The sequence below is a fragment of the Streptomyces sp. NPDC037290 genome, assembly GCF_055603245.1.
Window position 1 is genome coordinate 214,553 of record NZ_JBVJVZ010000006.1, and the last position, 15,592, is coordinate 230,144.

The window sequence follows — 15,592 nt, forward strand, 5'->3', positions numbered from 1 at the left end:
CGGACACCCTCTCCCTCGCATCCAACCACGTGCGGCGGGAAAGGCGCTCATTACCCATGGGTTACCCAGCCGCGCGCGGGGTCAGACAGTGCCGTGCGTCTCCCGCCGCCCTCCGCCTGCGCGCTCTCGCGCCAGGTGCGTGGCCGGGCGAGGACCCGGGCGAGGGACTCCACCACCTGGGGAGCGTAGTCACCGGCGGTGCCGAGGCGGAGGTCCTCCAGCGCCCGCAGCGGCCCGTCGGGGCCGGCGTCCCGGGTCTTCTCGTCGTAGGCGTTCACGGCCCGGACGATCCGCGCGGCGACCGGCTGTTCGCGGTACGGGTCCGCCTGCCGTTCCACCACCACGGCGACGGCCGCGGCCACCCCGGTCTGCCGTACGACGGCCCCGCCGAGCAGCGCGATCCGCCGCTGTTCCGCGGCGGGCAGGCCGGCGGTGGCGCCGGCCGGGACCGGGTCGACGAGGCTGAGCTGGCCGATGTCGTGCATGAGGGCCGCGTACTCCAGGACCGTCAGCTCGCCCTCGGTCAGGCCGAGGTCCCGGCCGACGGCCAGGCTGAGCGCCGCGACACGCCGGGCGTGTCCCGCGGGGGTGTATCCGGCGATCTCGGTGGCGCGGGCGAGGGAGGCGATGGTCTGCCGGTTGGTGGCGCGGACGGCCGCGTACCGGCGCAGGGACAGCTGGGTGAGCAGCAGGGGCAGGCAGAACACGGGCAGCGCCCACAGGCCGACGACGGCGACCGCGAGCGCCATCACCGCGCCGGTCGCGCAGACGGCGGAGCCGATGCCGAGCAGCCCGCGCAGTTCGTCGCGCAGCAGCGGGCCGAAGGGCCAGCGGGTGCGGGAGTGGGCGAGGGCCGCGGCGAGGACCGCGTCGCACAGGGCGGTGAGGACCAGGAGGGCGACGAGCAGCAGGGCGTAGGCGGGGCCGCTCCAGGACACGAACACCCCCTTGTTGGAAAGGGGTTGGAAGCAGACGGCGGCGAATCCGACGCTCAGCACGCGGCGGGCGAGGTGGTCGAGGGTCCGGGTGCGTCCGCACCAGATGTGCGGGACGCCGCCGAGCAGGGAGGCGGTGAGGACGACGGTGACGACCTGCGGCGCGTCGTGCAGCGTCTGGTGCCCCGCGTCGGGCCCGAGCAGGGCGTACGACAGCGATCCGGCGGTGCCCAGCGGTGCCGCCTGCCGCACCTGGGCCCCGCTCCAGCGGGTCAGCTCACCGACGGCTATGAGCACCCCGAAGGCGAGCGCGACACCCCGGTCGACCGGCCCGGCCCACAGGGTGGCGCCGAGGGAGACGGCGGCGGTGAGCCCCGCGGCGGCGTGGACGAGCCGGAGGACGGTCATCGCGGTGCCCCGCTGCGGGGGCCGGCGGCCTGCTGCTGGGCCGGGACCGCGCGCGCCGTCTCGTCGGCCGTGACGGCCGGGTGCCAGCCCTGGCGGCCGAGGGCCCGGGCCAGCGCCGTGACCATGCGGGGGTCGAAGTGCGTGCCGGCACACCGCTCCAGTTCGGTGAGCGCCGCCTCGACGGGCCGGGCCCTGCGGTAGGAGCGGGTGGAGGTCATCGCGTCGAAGGCGTCGGCGACGGCGACGACCCGGGCGCACTCGGGGATCCGGGTGCCGACGAGGCCGTACGGATAGCCGCTGCCGTCGAGGCGTTCGTGGTGGTGCAGGATCGCGGCGCGGGCCTCGCCGAGGAAGGAGATCCCGCGGACCATCTCATGGCCGTACTCGGGGTGCAGTTCGATGATCCGGCGTTCCTCGGGGGTCAGCGGGCCGTCCTTGCGCAGCAGCCGGGTGGGGACGCCGAGCTTGCCCACGTCGTGCAGGATGCCGGCGAAGCGCAGGGTCTCGACGCGTTCGTCGTCCATGCCGAGTTCCCGGGCGATCATCACGGAGGCCTGTCCGACGCGTTCGCTGTGGCCGCGCGTGTAGCCGTCCTTGATGTCGACGGCCTGCACGAGGGCGCGGATGGTGGCCTGGTGGGCGGCGCGTTCGCGGTGGTACTGGGCGAAGATCCACCAGGACACGTACATCGGCAGCAGCACGAGCAGGGCCGCCACCGGGCCGTACGGGCTGCGCCACAGCACGGCCATCATCAGCCCGGCGAGCCCGTGCACCGCGACCGGTGCGAGCGAGCGGGACAGCAGGCCGCGCCAGGCCTGGCGCGGCGGTACCCCAAGGGCCACCGCGCGCAGGCCGCCGTCGAGGAGGGTGAGGATCAGGCAGAAGGCGAGGACGGCCGCACCGGCGGGCAGCAGCGCGTACGGGAAGTCGCAGCCGACGACGGCGTCGCGGCCGCCGAGCGCCCAGTGCACCCGGGCGGCGCCGTACACGGCGAGCGCGGGCTGCACGGCCCGCCAGACGCGCCTGAGCAGCGCGGGCCGGTGCTCCACCGGCGAGAACAGGGCCGCGGGCAGCGGTACGAGCGCCGCGGCCGGCGGCGGCAGCAGGAACGCCCCGGCGAGCAGGACGGGGTGGAAGGTGCCGCCGAAGCGACGGCGTACGACGTGCTCGCTGGCGGCGTAGAGCGCGCAGAGCAGGCCGAGCACCCACCAGGGAGTGCGGAGCGCCGGCAGCGGCAGCAGGCAGAGCACCGCCGACAGGGCGACACCGGCCACGTAGCCGCGCGCCCTCGCCGGTACCGCCTCCATCGCGTCCCTCCCCGACCGTGCCTGTCCGGGCTCGGAGCCTAGGGCGGGGGCCGGGGGGTGCGGGGCCTATGACCTGAGGATTAGCACATTCGGGTGAAGGGCCGGGGGGCCGAGGTCCGGGCCGGGGTCAGTTCTCCTGCGGCGTCGCGGTCACGTCGTGGTCCGGCACGGCGTGGCCGGAGCGGATCAGGTCGATCCGCCCCATGACCTTGGCGCGCAGGTCGGCGGGCACGTCGTCATGGCCGCAGCACCGCTTGACCAGCTTCTTCACGGCCTGCTCCAGGCCGTACTTCTCCAGGCACGGCGAGCATTCCTCGAAGTGGTGCTGGAACTTGTCGCGGTCGACGTCCGGCATCTCGCTGTCGAGGAACTCGTACAGATGGTCGAGGACCTCACTGCAGTCCGTCTCGTGCGCGTCTCCGCAGCTCATGAGCCCGAACCTTTCGCTTCGTTCGACTCTCCGGCGCCCGCCGGGACCAGCCCGCGCTCACGGGCGTAGTCCTCCAGCATGCCGCGCAGCTGACGGCGGCCCCGGTGCAGCCGGGACATCACCGTACCGATGGGTGTCCCCATGATGTCCGCGATCTCCTTGTACGCAAAGCCCTCGACATCCGCGAGATAGACGGCGATGCGGAACTCCTCGGGGATCGCCTGCAGCGCTTCCTTCACGTCCGAGTCGGGCAGGTGGTCGAGCGCCTGCGACTCGGCGGAACGCAGGCCCGTCGACATGTGCGACTCGGCGCGGGCGAGCTGCCAGTCCTCGATCTCCTCCGCGGCGGAGCGCTGCGGCTCACGCTGCTTCTTGCGGTAGGAGTTGATGAAGGTGTTGGTGAGGATCCGGTACAGCCACGCCTTGAGGTTGGTGCCCTCGCGGAACTGGTGGAAGGACGCGTACGCCTTGGCGTAGGTCTCCTGCACCAGGTCCTCGGCGTCGGCGGGGTTGCGCGTCATGCGCAGCGCGGCCGAGTACATCTGGTCGAGGAATTCGAGCGCGTCCCGCTCGAAGCGCGCACTGCGCTCGGCGGTGGACTCGGAGGTCGTCTCCGCGCTCACGCCCTGGCCCTCGGGCTGCTCCGCCTGGCCGTTGTCGGTCCCTGCGTCGGTACCGGTGACCGGACCCACCTCCTCAAGATCCCGGGCAGGACCGAGAGCGGTCCCACTCGATTCGGAGGATAGAACACGACCCGTGCCCGCCGCCCCTCGAATAGGAGCGGTCCTGGCCGCGTGCAGCACCGTCCAGTCCAGGTCGGCGCTGCGCTGGCGGGCCGGGCAGATGGTCGAACCCATGCGGCGGACTCCCTCTCCTACGACGTCGGTGCCGAGGCCTCAGCACTTCTGTCCGCCACAACAGTGGTCCGGCGCGGCGCATTCCCGCCCGTCACCCCAGTGACGCGAGCCACTGCGCCACGCCCTCGGTGATGAGTTCCAGGGCCCGCTCCTGGCCGATCTCCGCGCGCTTGGGCACGGCGAACCCGTGATCCCCGTACGGCACCTCGATCAGCTCGAAGTCGCCCTTCGGGAACTCCGCCGGCTTCCCGAAGGGGTCGTTGCCGCCCTGCACGACCAGCGTGGGCACACCGGCCCCGAGCAGTTCCCCGGCCCGGGACTTCTCCGGCTTGCCGGGCGGGTGCAGCGGGAAGCTCAGGGCGAGCACGGCGTGCGCGCCCAGCTCGGTCGCCGTACGGCAGGCGACCCGGGCCCCGGCGCTGCGGCCGGCGGAGATCACCGGCAGCCCCGGCTTCGCGAGCGCCGGCCACAGCCCGCGCCATCCGGTGTCCAGCGTCTTCGGTGCCGGGGCGACCTTCTTCCCGGCCACCCGCCAGGGCTGCTCGACGAGGGCGACGGTCACCCCGTGCGCCGGGAGCGTCCCGGCGAGCGCCTGGAGGTCCCGTGCCTCGATGCCGCCTCCGGCGCCGTGGCTCGCGGCGAGGACAAGCTGGGGTTTCTTCGCCGGGTGCCAGGTGACGCGTGCGGTCCCGGCCTCGGTCTCGACAGTTTCGATCACGCTGGAAGTCACGCCAGAAGGCTAGAAGAGTGTGCCCTCTTCCGGCGCCTCCAGCTCCTTCAGCAGCTCCGGGCCGTTGTTGCGGACGTTGCTGACGGCTGTGGAGACCGGGTAGGCGCGCATCAGGCCGGGCGGGGGCGGGGTCAGGAGGTCGCGCAGGTCGTCGGGGGCGGTGCGGGAGGGGTCGAGCCAGGCGTCCCAGCGGTCCGGGGTGAGCATGAGCGGCATCCGGGGGTGGATGTCGACGAGGGAGTGCGGGCCGTCGGCGGGGGCCACGGCCAGCGGGGTCGTCTCGGCCTCCGTGGTGATCACCGAGCAGGTGGCCCACCAGGCCCGCGGGTGGTCGTCGGGCAGCGTGCGGTCGCGCCAGAACTCGTAGAGCCCGGCCATCGCGAACACCGAGCCGTCGGCCGGCAGCACGAAGTACGGCTGCTTGCGCGGCCGCTTCTTCTTCCCCTCGACCTCCAGCTCGCGCTCCTGGGTGCCGGTGACCCACTCGTAGTAGCCGTCGGCGGGGACGATGCAGCGCCGGGTGGCGAAGGCACGGCGGAAGGCGGGCTTCTCGTGCACGGTCTCGGCGCGCGCGTTGATCATCCGGGCGCCGCCCTCGGGGGTCTTCGCCCAGGACGGCACCAGTCCCCACTTCAGCTTGCGCAGCTGGCGAACCGGACGCGGGGAGTCCGCGTCTTTCAGGGGACGGTCGAGAACGGCCAGGACCTCCTTGGTCGGAGCCACGTTGTAGTCGGGCTCCAGGGTCTCCTCGGGCTCCCACTTCTCGATCTCAAAGATTCCTGCGAGATCCTCGGGCCTACGACTCGATGCATACCGTCCGCACATAAGTGCCACACTGCCAGACTCCGTACGACGACAGGGAGCCACTCGGACACATGGACAGCCTCGCCGCCCTCGCGCTGCCCGACCTCTGGGACCGGCTCACCGGTACCCAGCCCGACCCCGATTTCTGGGTGGTCCTCGCCACCTCGGCGGCCGCTCTCGCCGTGGTCGTCCCGCACACCCTGTGGCGGATATCCCGCAACGCGATCACCATCGCGCACGAGGGCGGCCACGGCCTGGTCGCGCTGCTCACCGGCCGGCAGCTCACCGGCATCCGTCTGCACTCCGACACCAGCGGCCTCACCGTCAGCCGCGGCAAGCCGTACGGGCCGGGCATGATCCTGACGGCCGCCGCCGGCTACACGGCGCCCTCGCTGCTGGGCCTCGGGGGCGCCGCGCTGCTGGCCGCGGGCCGCATCACGCTGCTGCTGTGGGCGGCGACGGCGCTGCTGGTGGCGATGCTGGTGATGATCCGCAACGCGTACGGCGTCCTGACGGTGGTGCTGGCCGGGGGCGCCTTCCTGCTGGTGTCCTGGCTGGCGGGGCCGCAGGTGCAGGCGGCGTTCGCGTACGCGGTGGTGTGGTTCCTGCTGTTCGGCGGGGTACGGCCGCCGTTCGAGCTGCAGCGCAAGCGGTCACGGGGCGGCGCGGGGGACTCGGACGCGGACCAGCTGTCCCGGCTGACGCATGTGCCGGCGGGGCTGTGGCTGTTCCTGTTCCACGCGGTGTCGCTGTCCTCGCTGATCGGTGGGGGCCGCTGGCTGCTGGAGGTGTGAACACCGGGACGGGACGCGTGCGTAACAGACAAGTCCTGTCGCTGTTTCGTTGGGGTTTCGACGCTTTTGATCGAGATCTCCGGTCGCCCCCAGCCACTAAAGTGGGGCGCATGACCGTGAACCCCGCACCCACCGCCCTTTGGCCCGCCCCGCACGCGAGCGGAGCCGTCGACGCGACGGTCCACGTGCCAGGGTCCAAGTCGGTCACCAACCGCGCGCTGGTGCTGGCCGCCCTCGCCTCCGAGCCCGGCTGGCTGCGCCGTCCGCTGCGCTCCCGCGACACCCTGCTGATGGCGGGCGCACTGCGCGCGATGGGCGTGGAGATCGAGGAAGGGGTCGGCCCGGACGGCTCCGGCGAGGCCTGGCGGGTGCTGCCGACGGGCCTGCACGGCCCGGCCACGGTCGACGTGGGCAACGCCGGCACGGTGATGCGCTTCCTGCCTCCGGTGGCCGCGCTGGCCGACGGCCCCATCCGGTTCGACGGCGACCCCCGGTCGTACGAGCGTCCCCTGCACGGTGTGATCGACGCGCTGCGCGCGCTCGGCGCCCGGATCGACGACGACGGCCGGGGCGCGCTGCCGCTGACCGTGCACGGCGGCGGCGCCCTGGACGGCGGCCCGGTGTCGATCGACGCCTCCTCGTCCTCCCAGTTCGTCTCGGCCCTGCTGCTGTCCGGGCCGCGCTTCAACCAGGGCGTCGAGGTCCGCCACACCGGCACGAGCCTGCCCTCCATGCCGCACATCCGGATGACCGTCGACATGCTGCGCGCGGTCGGCGCCCAGGTGGACACCCCGGAGTCGGGCGGCGAGCCGAACGTGTGGCGGGTGACGCCGGGCGCGCTGCTCGGCCGGGACCTGACCATCGAGCCGGACCTGTCCAACGCCCAGCCGTTCCTCGCGGCGGCCCTGGTCACCGGCGGCAAGGTGCTGATCCCGGACTGGCCGGAGCGCACCACCCAGCCCGGTGACCGGCTGCGGGAGATCTTCACCGAGATGGGCGGCTCCTGCGAACTCACCGAGTACGGCCTGGTGTTCACCGGTTCGGGTGCCGTGCACGGGATCGACGTGGACCTGAGCGACGTCGGCGAGCTGACCCCCGGTATCGCGGCGGTCGCGGCCCTCGCGGACTCCCCCTCCACCCTGCGGGGCGTGGCGCATCTGCGGCTGCACGAGACGGACCGGCTGGCCGCGCTCACCAAGGAGATCAACGAGCTGGGCGGTGACGTCACCGAGACCGCCGACGGCCTGCACATCCGCCCGCGCCCGCTGCACGGCGGCGTCTTCCACACCTACGAGGACCACCGCATGGCGACCGCCGGCGCGATCATCGGCCTCGCGGTCGAGGGCGTGCGGATCGAGAACGTGGCGACCACGGCGAAGACCCTGCCGGACTTCCCCGAGCTGTGGGCCGGGATGCTCGGGCAGTAGGGACACGCCATGCGCCGCTACGGCAAGCACACCGACGAGGACGACATCCGCACCCGTCCCAACCGCAAGGGCAACCGGCCGCGGACGAACATCCGGCCCAAGCACGAGGACGCCGCCGGGGGCCTGGTCCTCACGGTCGACCGCGGCCGGCTGACCTGCCTCGTCGAGGACCGGGTCGTCATGGCGATGAAGGCCCGCGAACTGGGCCGCAAGGCGGCGGTGGTCGGGGACCGGGTGGCCCTGGTCGGCGACCTGTCCGGCCAGAAGGACACGCTCGCCCGGATCGTGCGGATCGAGGAACGCACGTCGGTGCTGCGGCGCACGGCCGACGACGACGACCCCTTCGAGCGGGTGGTGGTGGCGAACGCGGACCAGCTGGCGATCGTCACCGCCCTGGCCGACCCCGAACCCCGTCCCCGGCTGATCGACCGCTGTCTGGTCGCCGCGTTCGACGGCGGTCTGGAGCCGCTGCTGGTGATGACCAAGTCGGACCTGGCCCCGCCGGACAAGCTGCTGGAGCTGTACGGCGCGCTCGACATCCCCTACGTCGTCACCAGCCGCGAGGAACTGGAGAACGGGGACGCGGCGGACCGGGTCCGGGAGCACCTGGACGGCAGGGTCACCGCGTTCGTCGGCCACTCCGGGGTCGGCAAGACGACCCTCGTCAACGCGCTGGTGCCGCAGGAGCGCCGCCGTACGACGGGCCATGTGAACGCGGTGACGGGCCGCGGCCGGCACACCACCACCTCGGCCCTCGCCCTGCCCCTGAGCGGCGAGGACGGCTGGGTCATCGACACCCCCGGCGTCCGCTCCTTCGGCCTGGCGCACATCGACCCCTCCCGCGTGATCCACGCCTTCCCGGACCTCGAACCCGGCACGGAGGGCTGCCCGCGCGCGTGCAGCCACGACGAGCCGGACTGCGCGCTGGACGCCTGGGTCGAGGAGGGCCGCGCGGACCCGGCGCGGCTGTATTCCCTGCGCCGGCTGCTGGCCACCAGGGAGCGCAGGGAAGGCGACTGACCACCGCGTTGTTTGGCCGGGTCAGCGGCCGGTAAGTGCATAATCGCACCGAGCCGGAGATCCGGATCAACGGGAGGACCGCACATGGCGTGGCTGCTGGTCATGGTGGCCGGAGTTCTGGAGACCGGTTTCGCCGTGTGCCTGAAACTCTCGCACGGGTTCACCCGGCTCTGGCCGACGATCGCCTTCGCCTCCTTCGCCCTCGGCAGCTTCGGGCTGCTGACCCTGTCCCTGAAGAAACTCGACGTCGGCCCCGCGTACGCCGTGTGGACCGGGATCGGCGCGGCCGGCACCGCGGTCTACGGCATGGTCTTCCTGGGAGACCTGGTCTCCACCCTGAAGCTCATCTCGATCAGCCTGGTCATCATCGGGGTGATCGGGCTGCAGCTGTCGGGCTCGGCGCACTAGGCGCGTCGGCTCCGCGAAGATCGACGCGCTGCTGAGGAAGGCGGGCGAGTCCACCGGCCGGCTTCGATCACACCGTCTGGCGTGGGACGACCGCCCGGACCAGTTCCCTCACGCCCGCCTCTCCCGGTGGTGCCGCGACGCAGGACAGGGCGAGGCGTACGACCAGTTCGCAGGCGAGCGTCAGTTCGGCGGGGGTGGCGGTGGAGCCCGCCAGGGCGCTGACCGCGCGGTCCCGCACGATGCGGACGAAGTCGCGGGGCGTGGGCAGCGGCCCGTCCGCGCGGCGCTGCGCCGGCACCGAGGAGGAGGACGGCACGGCGGCCGGCGGCGGGGCGGGCAGCCGCTCGCTCCATGAGCCGGTGAGCACGGCCCGTACCAGCGCGTTCTCCCGTGCGGCGAGGCTCGTCCACTCGACCACGGCGGTGAGCCGCTCGCTCGGCTCGCCCGGGCCCGCGAGGGCTCGCTCCACGCCGGCCAGGTAGCCGTCGGCCTCCCGCCGCACCAGCGCCCGGGCCAGCCCGTCCTTGCTGCCGAACTCGTTGTACAGGGTCTGCCGCGACACCCCGGCCGCCGCGGCCACGTCGACCATCCGCACCGCGGACCACGGCCGGCGCGCGAGCGCCGTGTACGCGGCGTCCAGCAGCGACTCCCGGGCTGCAGGCATCATCGCCTCCCTGGGCCGGACCAACCCTGCGCCCAGATTTGACGGACTTGTATGCACTGTCAAGGGTTCGCGGGGTTCGGGGGCCCTGTACGCCGAGCGAGCCGGACAGCGGCCCGACACCCCGGCCCCTTGGTAGCCCCGTACCAGCGACGGCGGATACCGTTCGTTCCATGCCGGACTACCACGACGACCTGCGCCTCGCCCTCGTTCTCGCGGACGCCGCCGACGCCGCCACCATGGACCGCTTCAAGGCCCTCGACCTGAAGGTGGAGACGAAGCCGGACATGACGCCGGTGAGCGAGGCGGACAAGGCTGCGGAAGAACTCATCCGCGGCCAGCTGCAGCGTGCCCGCCCGAGGGACGCGGTCCTCGGCGAGGAGTACGGCATCGAGGGCACCGGCCCCCGCCGCTGGGTGATCGACCCGATCGACGGCACCAAGAACTACGTACGCGGCGTCCCGGTCTGGGCCACCCTGATCGCCCTGATGGAAGCGGGCGAGGGCGGCTACCAGCCCGTCGTCGGCGTCGTCTCCGCCCCCGCCCTCGGCCGGCGCTGGTGGGCCGCGAAGGGCCACGGCGCCTTCACCGGCCGCAGCCTGACCTCCGCGACCCGCATCCACGTCTCCAGCGTCGGCAAGCTCGCGGACGCGTCCTTCGCGTACTCCTCCCTCTCCGGCTGGGAGGAGCGGGGCAGCCTGGACGGTTTCCTGGACCTGAGCCGCGAGGTGTGGCGCACGCGCGCGTACGGCGACTTCTGGCCCTACATGATGGTCGCCGAGGGTTCCGTGGACATCTGCGCGGAGCCGGAGCTGTCGCTGTGGGACATGGCCGCCACCGCGATCGTCGTCACCGAGGCCGGCGGCACCTTCACCGGCCTCGACGGCCGCCCGGGTCCGCACAGCGGGAACGCGGCCGCGTCCAACGGCCTGCTGCACGACGAGTTGCTGGGGTATCTCAACCAGCGCCAGTGAGGCCCAGGAGAAACCCGCGCACGCCCCCAACTGGCGTCGCGCGCCCTCTTGTTGACTCGCCCTTTACCTGGCACTCTGATCCCACCCCCACTTGTGAATTTGTGAATCCATGCACCGACTCCATGGATTCCGAGGAGGTGGCCCCATCCATGCTCGTTCGTGACGCCATGAGCACGGTGATCCTCACCGTCGGCCCCGCCCACACCCTGCGCCAAGCAGCCGCCCTGATGTCCGCCCGCCGTGTCGGCGCCGCCGTGGTCCTCGACCCGGACGCCGGCGGCATCGGCATCCTCACCGAACGCGACATCCTCAACTCCGTAGGCCTCGGACAGGACCCGGACACCGAACCCACCCACGCCCACACCACCACCGACGTCGTCTTCGCCGCCCCGACCTGGACCCTGGAGCAGGCGGCCCGCGCCATGGCGCACGGCGGCTTCCGGCACCTGGTCGTCCTGGACCGCGGCGAGGTCGCCGGCATCGTCTCGGTCCGCGACATCATCCGCTGCTGGGCCCCGGCCCTCGAACCCGCACCGGCGTACTGACCTCCCCCGGACATACGGAACGGGCCGGACCCGAGCACCGTGGGGTCCGGCCCGTCCAGCCGCGGAAGGCGGCCGGCTCAGCCGCGCAGCGCCTGCACCGCCGCCTCCAGCCGCTTGCCGAAGCCGGCGTCGGCGTTGCGGAAGTTGCCGATGGCGCGCTCGGCGATGTCCTCGCGCGAGACCTTGGCGATGAAGCCCGCCAGGTTCGCGATCAGCCGCTCCTTCTCCCCCTCCGACATCAGCCGGTAGAGGTTGCCCGCCTGCACGAAGTCGTCGTCCTCGGCGTGCACGGGCGTCGGGTGGTTGCCCGTGTGCCCGTCGACGGAGGTGGCCTGCCACAGCGGAAGGCCGGTCTGCTGCGGGCCGCCGAAGCTGTTCGGCTCGTAGTTCTTCGCCCCACCGTGCCGGCCGTCGTACAGGAAGCCGTCACGGGAGTTCGTACGGGCCTCGGTGGCGTGCGGACGGTTCACCGGCAGGTGGTCGGCGTTGATGCCGACGCGGTAGCGGTGCGCGTCGCCGTAGGCGAAGAGACGGCCCTGGAGCATCTTGTCGGGCGAGGGGCCGATGCCCGGCACGAAGTGGGCGGGGCTGAAGACCGACTGCTCGACCTCGGCGAAGATGTTCCGCGGGTTGCGGTTCAGCTCCAGCCTGCCGATCTCGATGACCGGGTAGTCCGCGTGCGGCCACACCTTGGTCAGGTCGAACGGGTTGAAGCGGTACGTCGCCGCGTCCGCCGCCGGCATGATCTGCACACCCACGGTCCAGCTCGGGAACTCGCCCCGCTCGATCGCCTCGCGCAGGTCGCGCTGGTGGGAGTCGGGGTCCTTGCCCGCGAGGACCTCGGCCTCCTCGGCGGTGAGGTTCTTGATCCCCTGGTCGGTCTTGAAGTGGTACTTGACCCAGAAGGCCTCGCCCGCCGCGTTGTTCCACTGGAAGGTGTGCGAGCCGAAGCCGTCCATGTGCCGGTACGACGCCGGGATGCCACGGTCACCGAACAGCCAGGTCACCTGGTGCGTCGACTCGGGGCTGAGCCCCCAGAAGTCCCACACGTTGTCGGCTTCCTGGCTGCCGGTGTACGGGTCGCGCTTCTGGGTGTGGATGAAGTCCGGGAACTTGATCGCGTCCCGGATGAAGAAGACCGGGGTGTTGTTGCCGACGAGGTCGTAGTTGCCGTCCTCGGTGTAGAACTTCACCGCGAAGCCCCGCGGATCACGGACGGCGTCCGCCGCGCCCAGGTTGCCGGCCACCGTCGAGAAGCGCAGGAAGACCTCGGTCTCCTTGCCGACCTCGGAGAGGAAGGCGGCCCGGGTGTACGGCGTGACGTCGGCGGTCACCGTGAAGGTGCCGTAGGCGCCCGCGCCCCGGGCGTGCACGACCCGCTCCGGGATCCGCTCCCGGTTGAAGCGGGCCAGCTTCTCCAGCAGCAGCTGGTCCTGGACGAGGACCGGCCCGCCGACGCCCGCCGTCTCGCTGTTCTGGTTGTCGGCTACCGGAGCACCGGCCTCGGTGGTGAGCGGTCCCTGCGTCACGTGCGCCTCCTGCGTCGTCACTGACTAGTCCTGTCCCAGTCCTGTCCTGTGGCCAAAGCCGTTCTCGATCCTACCTTGGACTAAATCCAAGTCAATCAGTGTTCCAAAGTCACACCTATTCCCGACCTGGTACGTCTTCCTGTTAGGCTGGTGGCCATGAGCGACCTTCTGGAACGGCTGCGTGGACGCGGATGGCGGATGACCGCGCAGCGGCGCGTCGTGGCCGAGGTCCTCGACGGCGAGCATGTGCACCTGACGGCCGACGAGGTCCACGCGCGGGCTGTCGCGAAGCTGCCCGAGATCTCCCGGGCCACCGTCTACAACACGCTGGGTGAGCTGGTCACCCTCGGCGAGGTGCTGGAAGTCTCGACGGACAGACGCGCCAAGCGCTACGACCCGAACGCGCACCGTCCGCACCACCACCTGGTCTGCGCCCGGTGCGGCGCGATCCGCGACGTCCACCCGACGGGCAACCCGCTCGCCGACCTCCCCGACACGGAGCGCTTCGGCTTCACGGTGTCGGACGTCGAGGTGACGTACCGGGGGCTGTGCCCGGACTGCACGAGGGCGTAACGCGGTCTCCCCCAGGCCCCGGCGTCCGCCGGGGCTTTCTTTGTGCACCCGCACAACGACCGAGGGCCGGAATCCATCTCTGGATTCCGGCCCTCGGCCTTCAGTAGCGGGGACAGGATTTGAACCTGCGACCTCTGGGTTATGAGCCCAGCGAGCTACCGAGCTGCTCCACCCCGCGTCGGTGAACACGACATTACGTGAGGGGGGTCGCCGGAAGCAAATCAGTTCCCGGTGACGTGGCAGGGCTCACGCCGACAGTTCCTCCCGCAGGGCGTCCCGCAGCCGCCCCGCCCGCTCCGAAACCTCCGCCGGCCCCAGCCGAACCGCCCGGTCCGCCCACTTCTGCCCCTCCGCGAGCTCGCCCCGACGCGCGTAGACCAGAGCCAGCCGCAGCGCCGCCCGGCCGTGCCCGGCGTCGGCGGCCCGCGTCCACCACACCGCCGCCTCCGGCTCGCTGCCCTCCCGCGCCAGCAGCAGTCCCAGGTTGAAGGCACCGTTGCGCGACCCGGCCTCCGCCGCCGCCCGGTACCACCGCGCCGCCTCGACCACGTCCCCGCGCGCGGCCGCGAGCATGCCGACCCGGACCTGCGCCCGCCGGTGCCCCTGGGTCGCCGCCCGTTGGTACCACTCCTCGCACTCGGTCTTCTCGTGCACGATCTCGCCCAGCTCGTGCGCCGGCTCCGGCGGCCGGCGCGCGTCGAGCAGCGTGGCCAGCCGGTACGCCGCCTCCGCGCTGCCCCCGCCCGCCGCGCACCGCAGATGCCGTTCGGCCTCCTGCTCGTCGCCGTCGCGCAGCCGGGCGATGCCGACCTGGAGCGCGGCCTCGGTGTGCCCGGCGGCCGCCGCCCGCTCGTACCAGCGCAGGGCCATCGTCTCCTCCCCGCGCCCGGCGTAGAGGATCCCGAGGTTGAACGCGGCGTCCACGCTCCCGGCCTCGGCGGCCTTGGAGAACCACGGCTCGGCCCCGGTCGCGTCGCTCCCCCGCAGCAGCAGGATGGCGAGCGCGTTGGCGGCCTCCCGGTGCCCGGCGTAGGCGGCCCGCCGGTACCACTGCTCGGCCTGCGCGGTGCGTCCCTGCTCGGCGCAGAGCAGTCCGAGGTTGTACGCGCCGTTGTCGTCACCGGCGTCCAGGGCGGCCCGGTACCAGCGCTCGGCGGTCTGCGTCTCGCCGCGCTCGGCGTGCAGTGCGCCGAGCGCGTTGGCCGCGTTGCCGTCGCCGTCCTGGGCGGCGCGCAGCCACCACACCGCCGCGCTCTCGGTGTCCCCGGCGTCGCGCAGCAGGAAGCCCAGCGCGCAGGCCGCCCGGGGTTCGCCGTCCTTGGCCGAGGTCAGGTACCAGCGTCCGGCCTCCTTCAGCTCTCCGCGCTTCTCCAGGATCGCGCCGAGGTGCAGCGCGGCGCGCCGGTGTCCGCGCGCGGCGGCCTGCCGGTACCACTGCTCGGCCTCGGCGACAGCGTTGTCAGCCCCGCTCTCGTCCTCGCGCCCGGCTCGCTGGTCGAGCGCGCGGGCGAGCCGGTAGGCGGCCTCCCGGTGTCCGCGCTCGGCCGCGGCCCGCATCCAGTGCTCGGCTCCGACGTCCCCGCGGTGCTCCAGCAGGTCGGCGAGCGCGTAGGCGCCGAGGGCGTGGCCCTGCTCGGCGGACTGGCGCAGCCAGTACTCGGCCGCCGGCTCGTCCCCGCGCTCGCGGTGGTGGCGGCCCAGGGCGTGCGCGGCGGCGGCGGAACCGGCGACGGCGGCGACGCGCCACCAGCCGGCGGCCTCCTCGGGGTAGCCGCGCTGGTGCAGCAGGACACCCAGGTTGTTGGCCGCGGCCCGGTCACCGGCAGCGGTGGCGGCCCGCAGATGGGCCTCGGCTCCGTCGAGGTCGCCGCGGCGCAGCAGCATGGCTCCGAGGACGCTCGCCGCCTCGGCGTCGCCGCTCTGCGCCGCCAGCCCGAGGCGTACCTCTTCCGCGGCGTCCCCCATGTCGCTCAACTCGTCCCGGGACGGCGCCTCATCGGAAGGCTGCACAAATCGCCCTGACTCGAACAGAGTTGCCTTGTCCCCCATAACGTCCATCGTCGCACCACCTGCAACCTTGGTACACCCGGTATACCGCAGCCCGTGAGGTCACTTCAGCGTTTTGTCGACATGCCCACAGGGAGACAAGTCAAACACACACCGCTCAACTCCCCATGGCGGCGCGGCCCT

16 protein-coding genes and 1 tRNA gene are annotated in these 15,592 nt (G+C 72.5%); 7 read left to right on the forward strand and 10 right to left on the reverse strand.

All coding sequences use genetic code 11. From position 1 onward, the window contains the following. Window positions 1-50: 50 nt before the first annotated feature. The 6 genes from ACZ7HQ_RS22840 to ACZ7HQ_RS22865 form a co-directional block, all read right to left on the reverse strand. Window positions 51-1,343, reverse strand: a complete 1,293-nt coding sequence (locus tag ACZ7HQ_RS22840; RefSeq protein ID WP_470992808.1) for an HD-GYP domain-containing protein — start codon at window positions 1,341-1,343, stop codon at window positions 51-53. Continuing rightward, a complete protein-coding gene (locus ACZ7HQ_RS22845; RefSeq protein WP_470992811.1) occupies window positions 1,340-2,650 on the reverse strand; it encodes an HD-GYP domain-containing protein in 1,311 nt (436 codons plus the stop codon). The genes ACZ7HQ_RS22840 and ACZ7HQ_RS22845 overlap by 4 nt, the downstream gene beginning before the upstream one ends. Before the next feature lie 127 nt (window positions 2,651-2,777). Then, on the reverse strand, window positions 2,778-3,080 hold the full coding sequence (rsrA, locus tag ACZ7HQ_RS22850; RefSeq protein ID WP_470992814.1) for a mycothiol system anti-sigma-R factor: 303 nt from the start codon (window positions 3,078-3,080) through the stop codon (window positions 2,778-2,780). Further along, a complete protein-coding gene (gene sigR / locus ACZ7HQ_RS22855) occupies window positions 3,077-3,772 on the reverse strand; it encodes an RNA polymerase sigma factor SigR (RefSeq protein WP_470993566.1) in 696 nt (231 codons plus the stop codon). The genes rsrA and sigR overlap by 4 nt, the downstream gene beginning before the upstream one ends. Window positions 3,773-4,028: 256 nt before the next feature. Continuing rightward, window positions 4,029-4,655 carry an alpha/beta hydrolase family protein gene (locus ACZ7HQ_RS22860; protein WP_470993569.1) on the reverse strand — a complete coding sequence of 209 codons (627 nt, stop codon included), beginning with the start codon at window positions 4,653-4,655 and terminating at the stop codon, window positions 4,029-4,031. 21 nt (window positions 4,656-4,676) lie between these two features. Continuing rightward, window positions 4,677-5,492 (reverse strand): SOS response-associated peptidase, encoded by an 816-nt coding sequence (locus ACZ7HQ_RS22865; RefSeq protein WP_470992817.1) that lies wholly within the window; start codon window positions 5,490-5,492, stop codon window positions 4,677-4,679. Window positions 5,493-5,542: 50 nt separating this feature from the next. On the opposite strand from ACZ7HQ_RS22865, the gene ACZ7HQ_RS22870 reads away from it, so the two are divergent. From ACZ7HQ_RS22870 to ACZ7HQ_RS22885, 4 genes are all read left to right on the forward strand, one after another. Further along, complete coding sequence (locus ACZ7HQ_RS22870) at window positions 5,543-6,265, forward strand: M50 family metallopeptidase (RefSeq protein ID WP_470992820.1); 723 nt, start codon at window positions 5,543-5,545, stop codon at window positions 6,263-6,265. A 110-nt stretch (window positions 6,266-6,375) separates the two neighbouring features. Then, window positions 6,376-7,692: a 3-phosphoshikimate 1-carboxyvinyltransferase gene (gene aroA / locus ACZ7HQ_RS22875; protein WP_470992823.1), complete on the forward strand. Its 1,317-nt coding sequence runs from the start codon at window positions 6,376-6,378 to the stop codon at window positions 7,690-7,692. 9 nt (window positions 7,693-7,701) lie between these two features. Then, entirely contained in the window at window positions 7,702-8,712 is a 1,011-nt protein-coding gene (rsgA, locus tag ACZ7HQ_RS22880; protein WP_470992826.1) for a ribosome small subunit-dependent GTPase A, read from the forward strand. 84 nt (window positions 8,713-8,796) lie between these two features. Next, window positions 8,797-9,120 (forward strand): DMT family transporter, encoded by a 324-nt coding sequence (locus tag ACZ7HQ_RS22885; protein ID WP_470992829.1) that lies wholly within the window; start codon window positions 8,797-8,799, stop codon window positions 9,118-9,120. Window positions 9,121-9,187: 67 nt separating this feature from the next. Here ACZ7HQ_RS22885 and ACZ7HQ_RS22890 read toward each other — a convergent pair whose 3' ends face one another. Further along, the gene (locus ACZ7HQ_RS22890) at window positions 9,188-9,787 is read right to left on the reverse strand and encodes a TetR/AcrR family transcriptional regulator (RefSeq protein WP_470992831.1); all 600 of its coding nucleotides are present in this window, start codon (window positions 9,785-9,787) and stop codon (window positions 9,188-9,190) included. Window positions 9,788-9,954: 167 nt separating this feature from the next. Between ACZ7HQ_RS22890 and hisN the strand changes: the two genes are divergently transcribed. Continuing rightward, complete coding sequence (hisN, locus tag ACZ7HQ_RS22895; protein WP_470992834.1) at window positions 9,955-10,755, forward strand: histidinol-phosphatase; 801 nt, start codon at window positions 9,955-9,957, stop codon at window positions 10,753-10,755. Window positions 10,756-10,904: 149 nt separating this feature from the next. After that, window positions 10,905-11,300, forward strand: coding sequence for a CBS domain-containing protein (locus ACZ7HQ_RS22900; RefSeq protein WP_470992837.1), 396 nt, complete (start codon window positions 10,905-10,907; stop codon window positions 11,298-11,300). Between the two features lie 77 nt (window positions 11,301-11,377). Here the strand turns inward: ACZ7HQ_RS22900 and ACZ7HQ_RS22905 are convergent, their stop codons facing one another. After that, window positions 11,378-12,829, reverse strand: a complete 1,452-nt coding sequence (locus tag ACZ7HQ_RS22905) for a catalase (protein WP_470992840.1) — start codon at window positions 12,827-12,829, stop codon at window positions 11,378-11,380. 156 nt (window positions 12,830-12,985) lie between these two features. Here ACZ7HQ_RS22905 and ACZ7HQ_RS22910 point away from each other — a divergent pair, with 156 nt between their 5' ends. Beyond that, window positions 12,986-13,402, forward strand: a complete 417-nt coding sequence (locus ACZ7HQ_RS22910; RefSeq protein WP_470992843.1) for a Fur family transcriptional regulator — start codon at window positions 12,986-12,988, stop codon at window positions 13,400-13,402. A gap of 104 nt (window positions 13,403-13,506) precedes the next feature. Here the strand turns inward: ACZ7HQ_RS22910 and ACZ7HQ_RS22915 are convergent. Then, a tRNA-Met gene (locus ACZ7HQ_RS22915) sits at window positions 13,507-13,580 on the reverse strand. 68 nt (window positions 13,581-13,648) lie between these two features. Further along, window positions 13,649-15,460, reverse strand: a complete 1,812-nt coding sequence (locus ACZ7HQ_RS22920) for a tetratricopeptide repeat protein (RefSeq protein ID WP_470992846.1) — start codon at window positions 15,458-15,460, stop codon at window positions 13,649-13,651. Window positions 15,461-15,592 lie beyond the last annotated feature (132 nt).

Excerpts from the sequence above, each read along its gene's own strand:
- ACZ7HQ_RS22890 (WP_470992831.1), bottom strand. The coding sequence starts at position 9,787 with ATGATGCCTGCAGCCCGGGAGTCGCTGCTGGACGCCGCGTACACGGCG.
- ACZ7HQ_RS22885 (WP_470992829.1), top strand. The coding sequence starts at position 8,797 with ATGGCGTGGCTGCTGGTCATGGTGGCCGGAGTTCTGGAGACCGGTTTC.
- hisN (WP_470992834.1), top strand. The coding sequence starts at position 9,955 with ATGCCGGACTACCACGACGACCTGCGCCTCGCCCTCGTTCTCGCGGAC.
- aroA (WP_470992823.1), top strand. The coding sequence starts at position 6,376 with ATGACCGTGAACCCCGCACCCACCGCCCTTTGGCCCGCCCCGCACGCG.
- rsgA (WP_470992826.1), top strand. The coding sequence starts at position 7,702 with ATGCGCCGCTACGGCAAGCACACCGACGAGGACGACATCCGCACCCGT.
- ACZ7HQ_RS22845 (WP_470992811.1), bottom strand. The coding sequence starts at position 2,650 with ATGGAGGCGGTACCGGCGAGGGCGCGCGGCTACGTGGCCGGTGTCGCC.
- rsrA (WP_470992814.1), bottom strand. The coding sequence starts at position 3,080 with ATGAGCTGCGGAGACGCGCACGAGACGGACTGCAGTGAGGTCCTCGAC.
- ACZ7HQ_RS22865 (WP_470992817.1), bottom strand. The coding sequence starts at position 5,492 with ATGTGCGGACGGTATGCATCGAGTCGTAGGCCCGAGGATCTCGCAGGA.
- ACZ7HQ_RS22870 (WP_470992820.1), top strand. The coding sequence starts at position 5,543 with ATGGACAGCCTCGCCGCCCTCGCGCTGCCCGACCTCTGGGACCGGCTC.
- ACZ7HQ_RS22840 (WP_470992808.1), bottom strand. The coding sequence starts at position 1,343 with ATGACCGTCCTCCGGCTCGTCCACGCCGCCGCGGGGCTCACCGCCGCC.
- ACZ7HQ_RS22910 (WP_470992843.1), top strand. The coding sequence starts at position 12,986 with ATGAGCGACCTTCTGGAACGGCTGCGTGGACGCGGATGGCGGATGACC.
- ACZ7HQ_RS22900 (WP_470992837.1), top strand. The coding sequence starts at position 10,905 with ATGCTCGTTCGTGACGCCATGAGCACGGTGATCCTCACCGTCGGCCCC.
- ACZ7HQ_RS22920 (WP_470992846.1), bottom strand. The coding sequence starts at position 15,460 with ATGGACGTTATGGGGGACAAGGCAACTCTGTTCGAGTCAGGGCGATTT.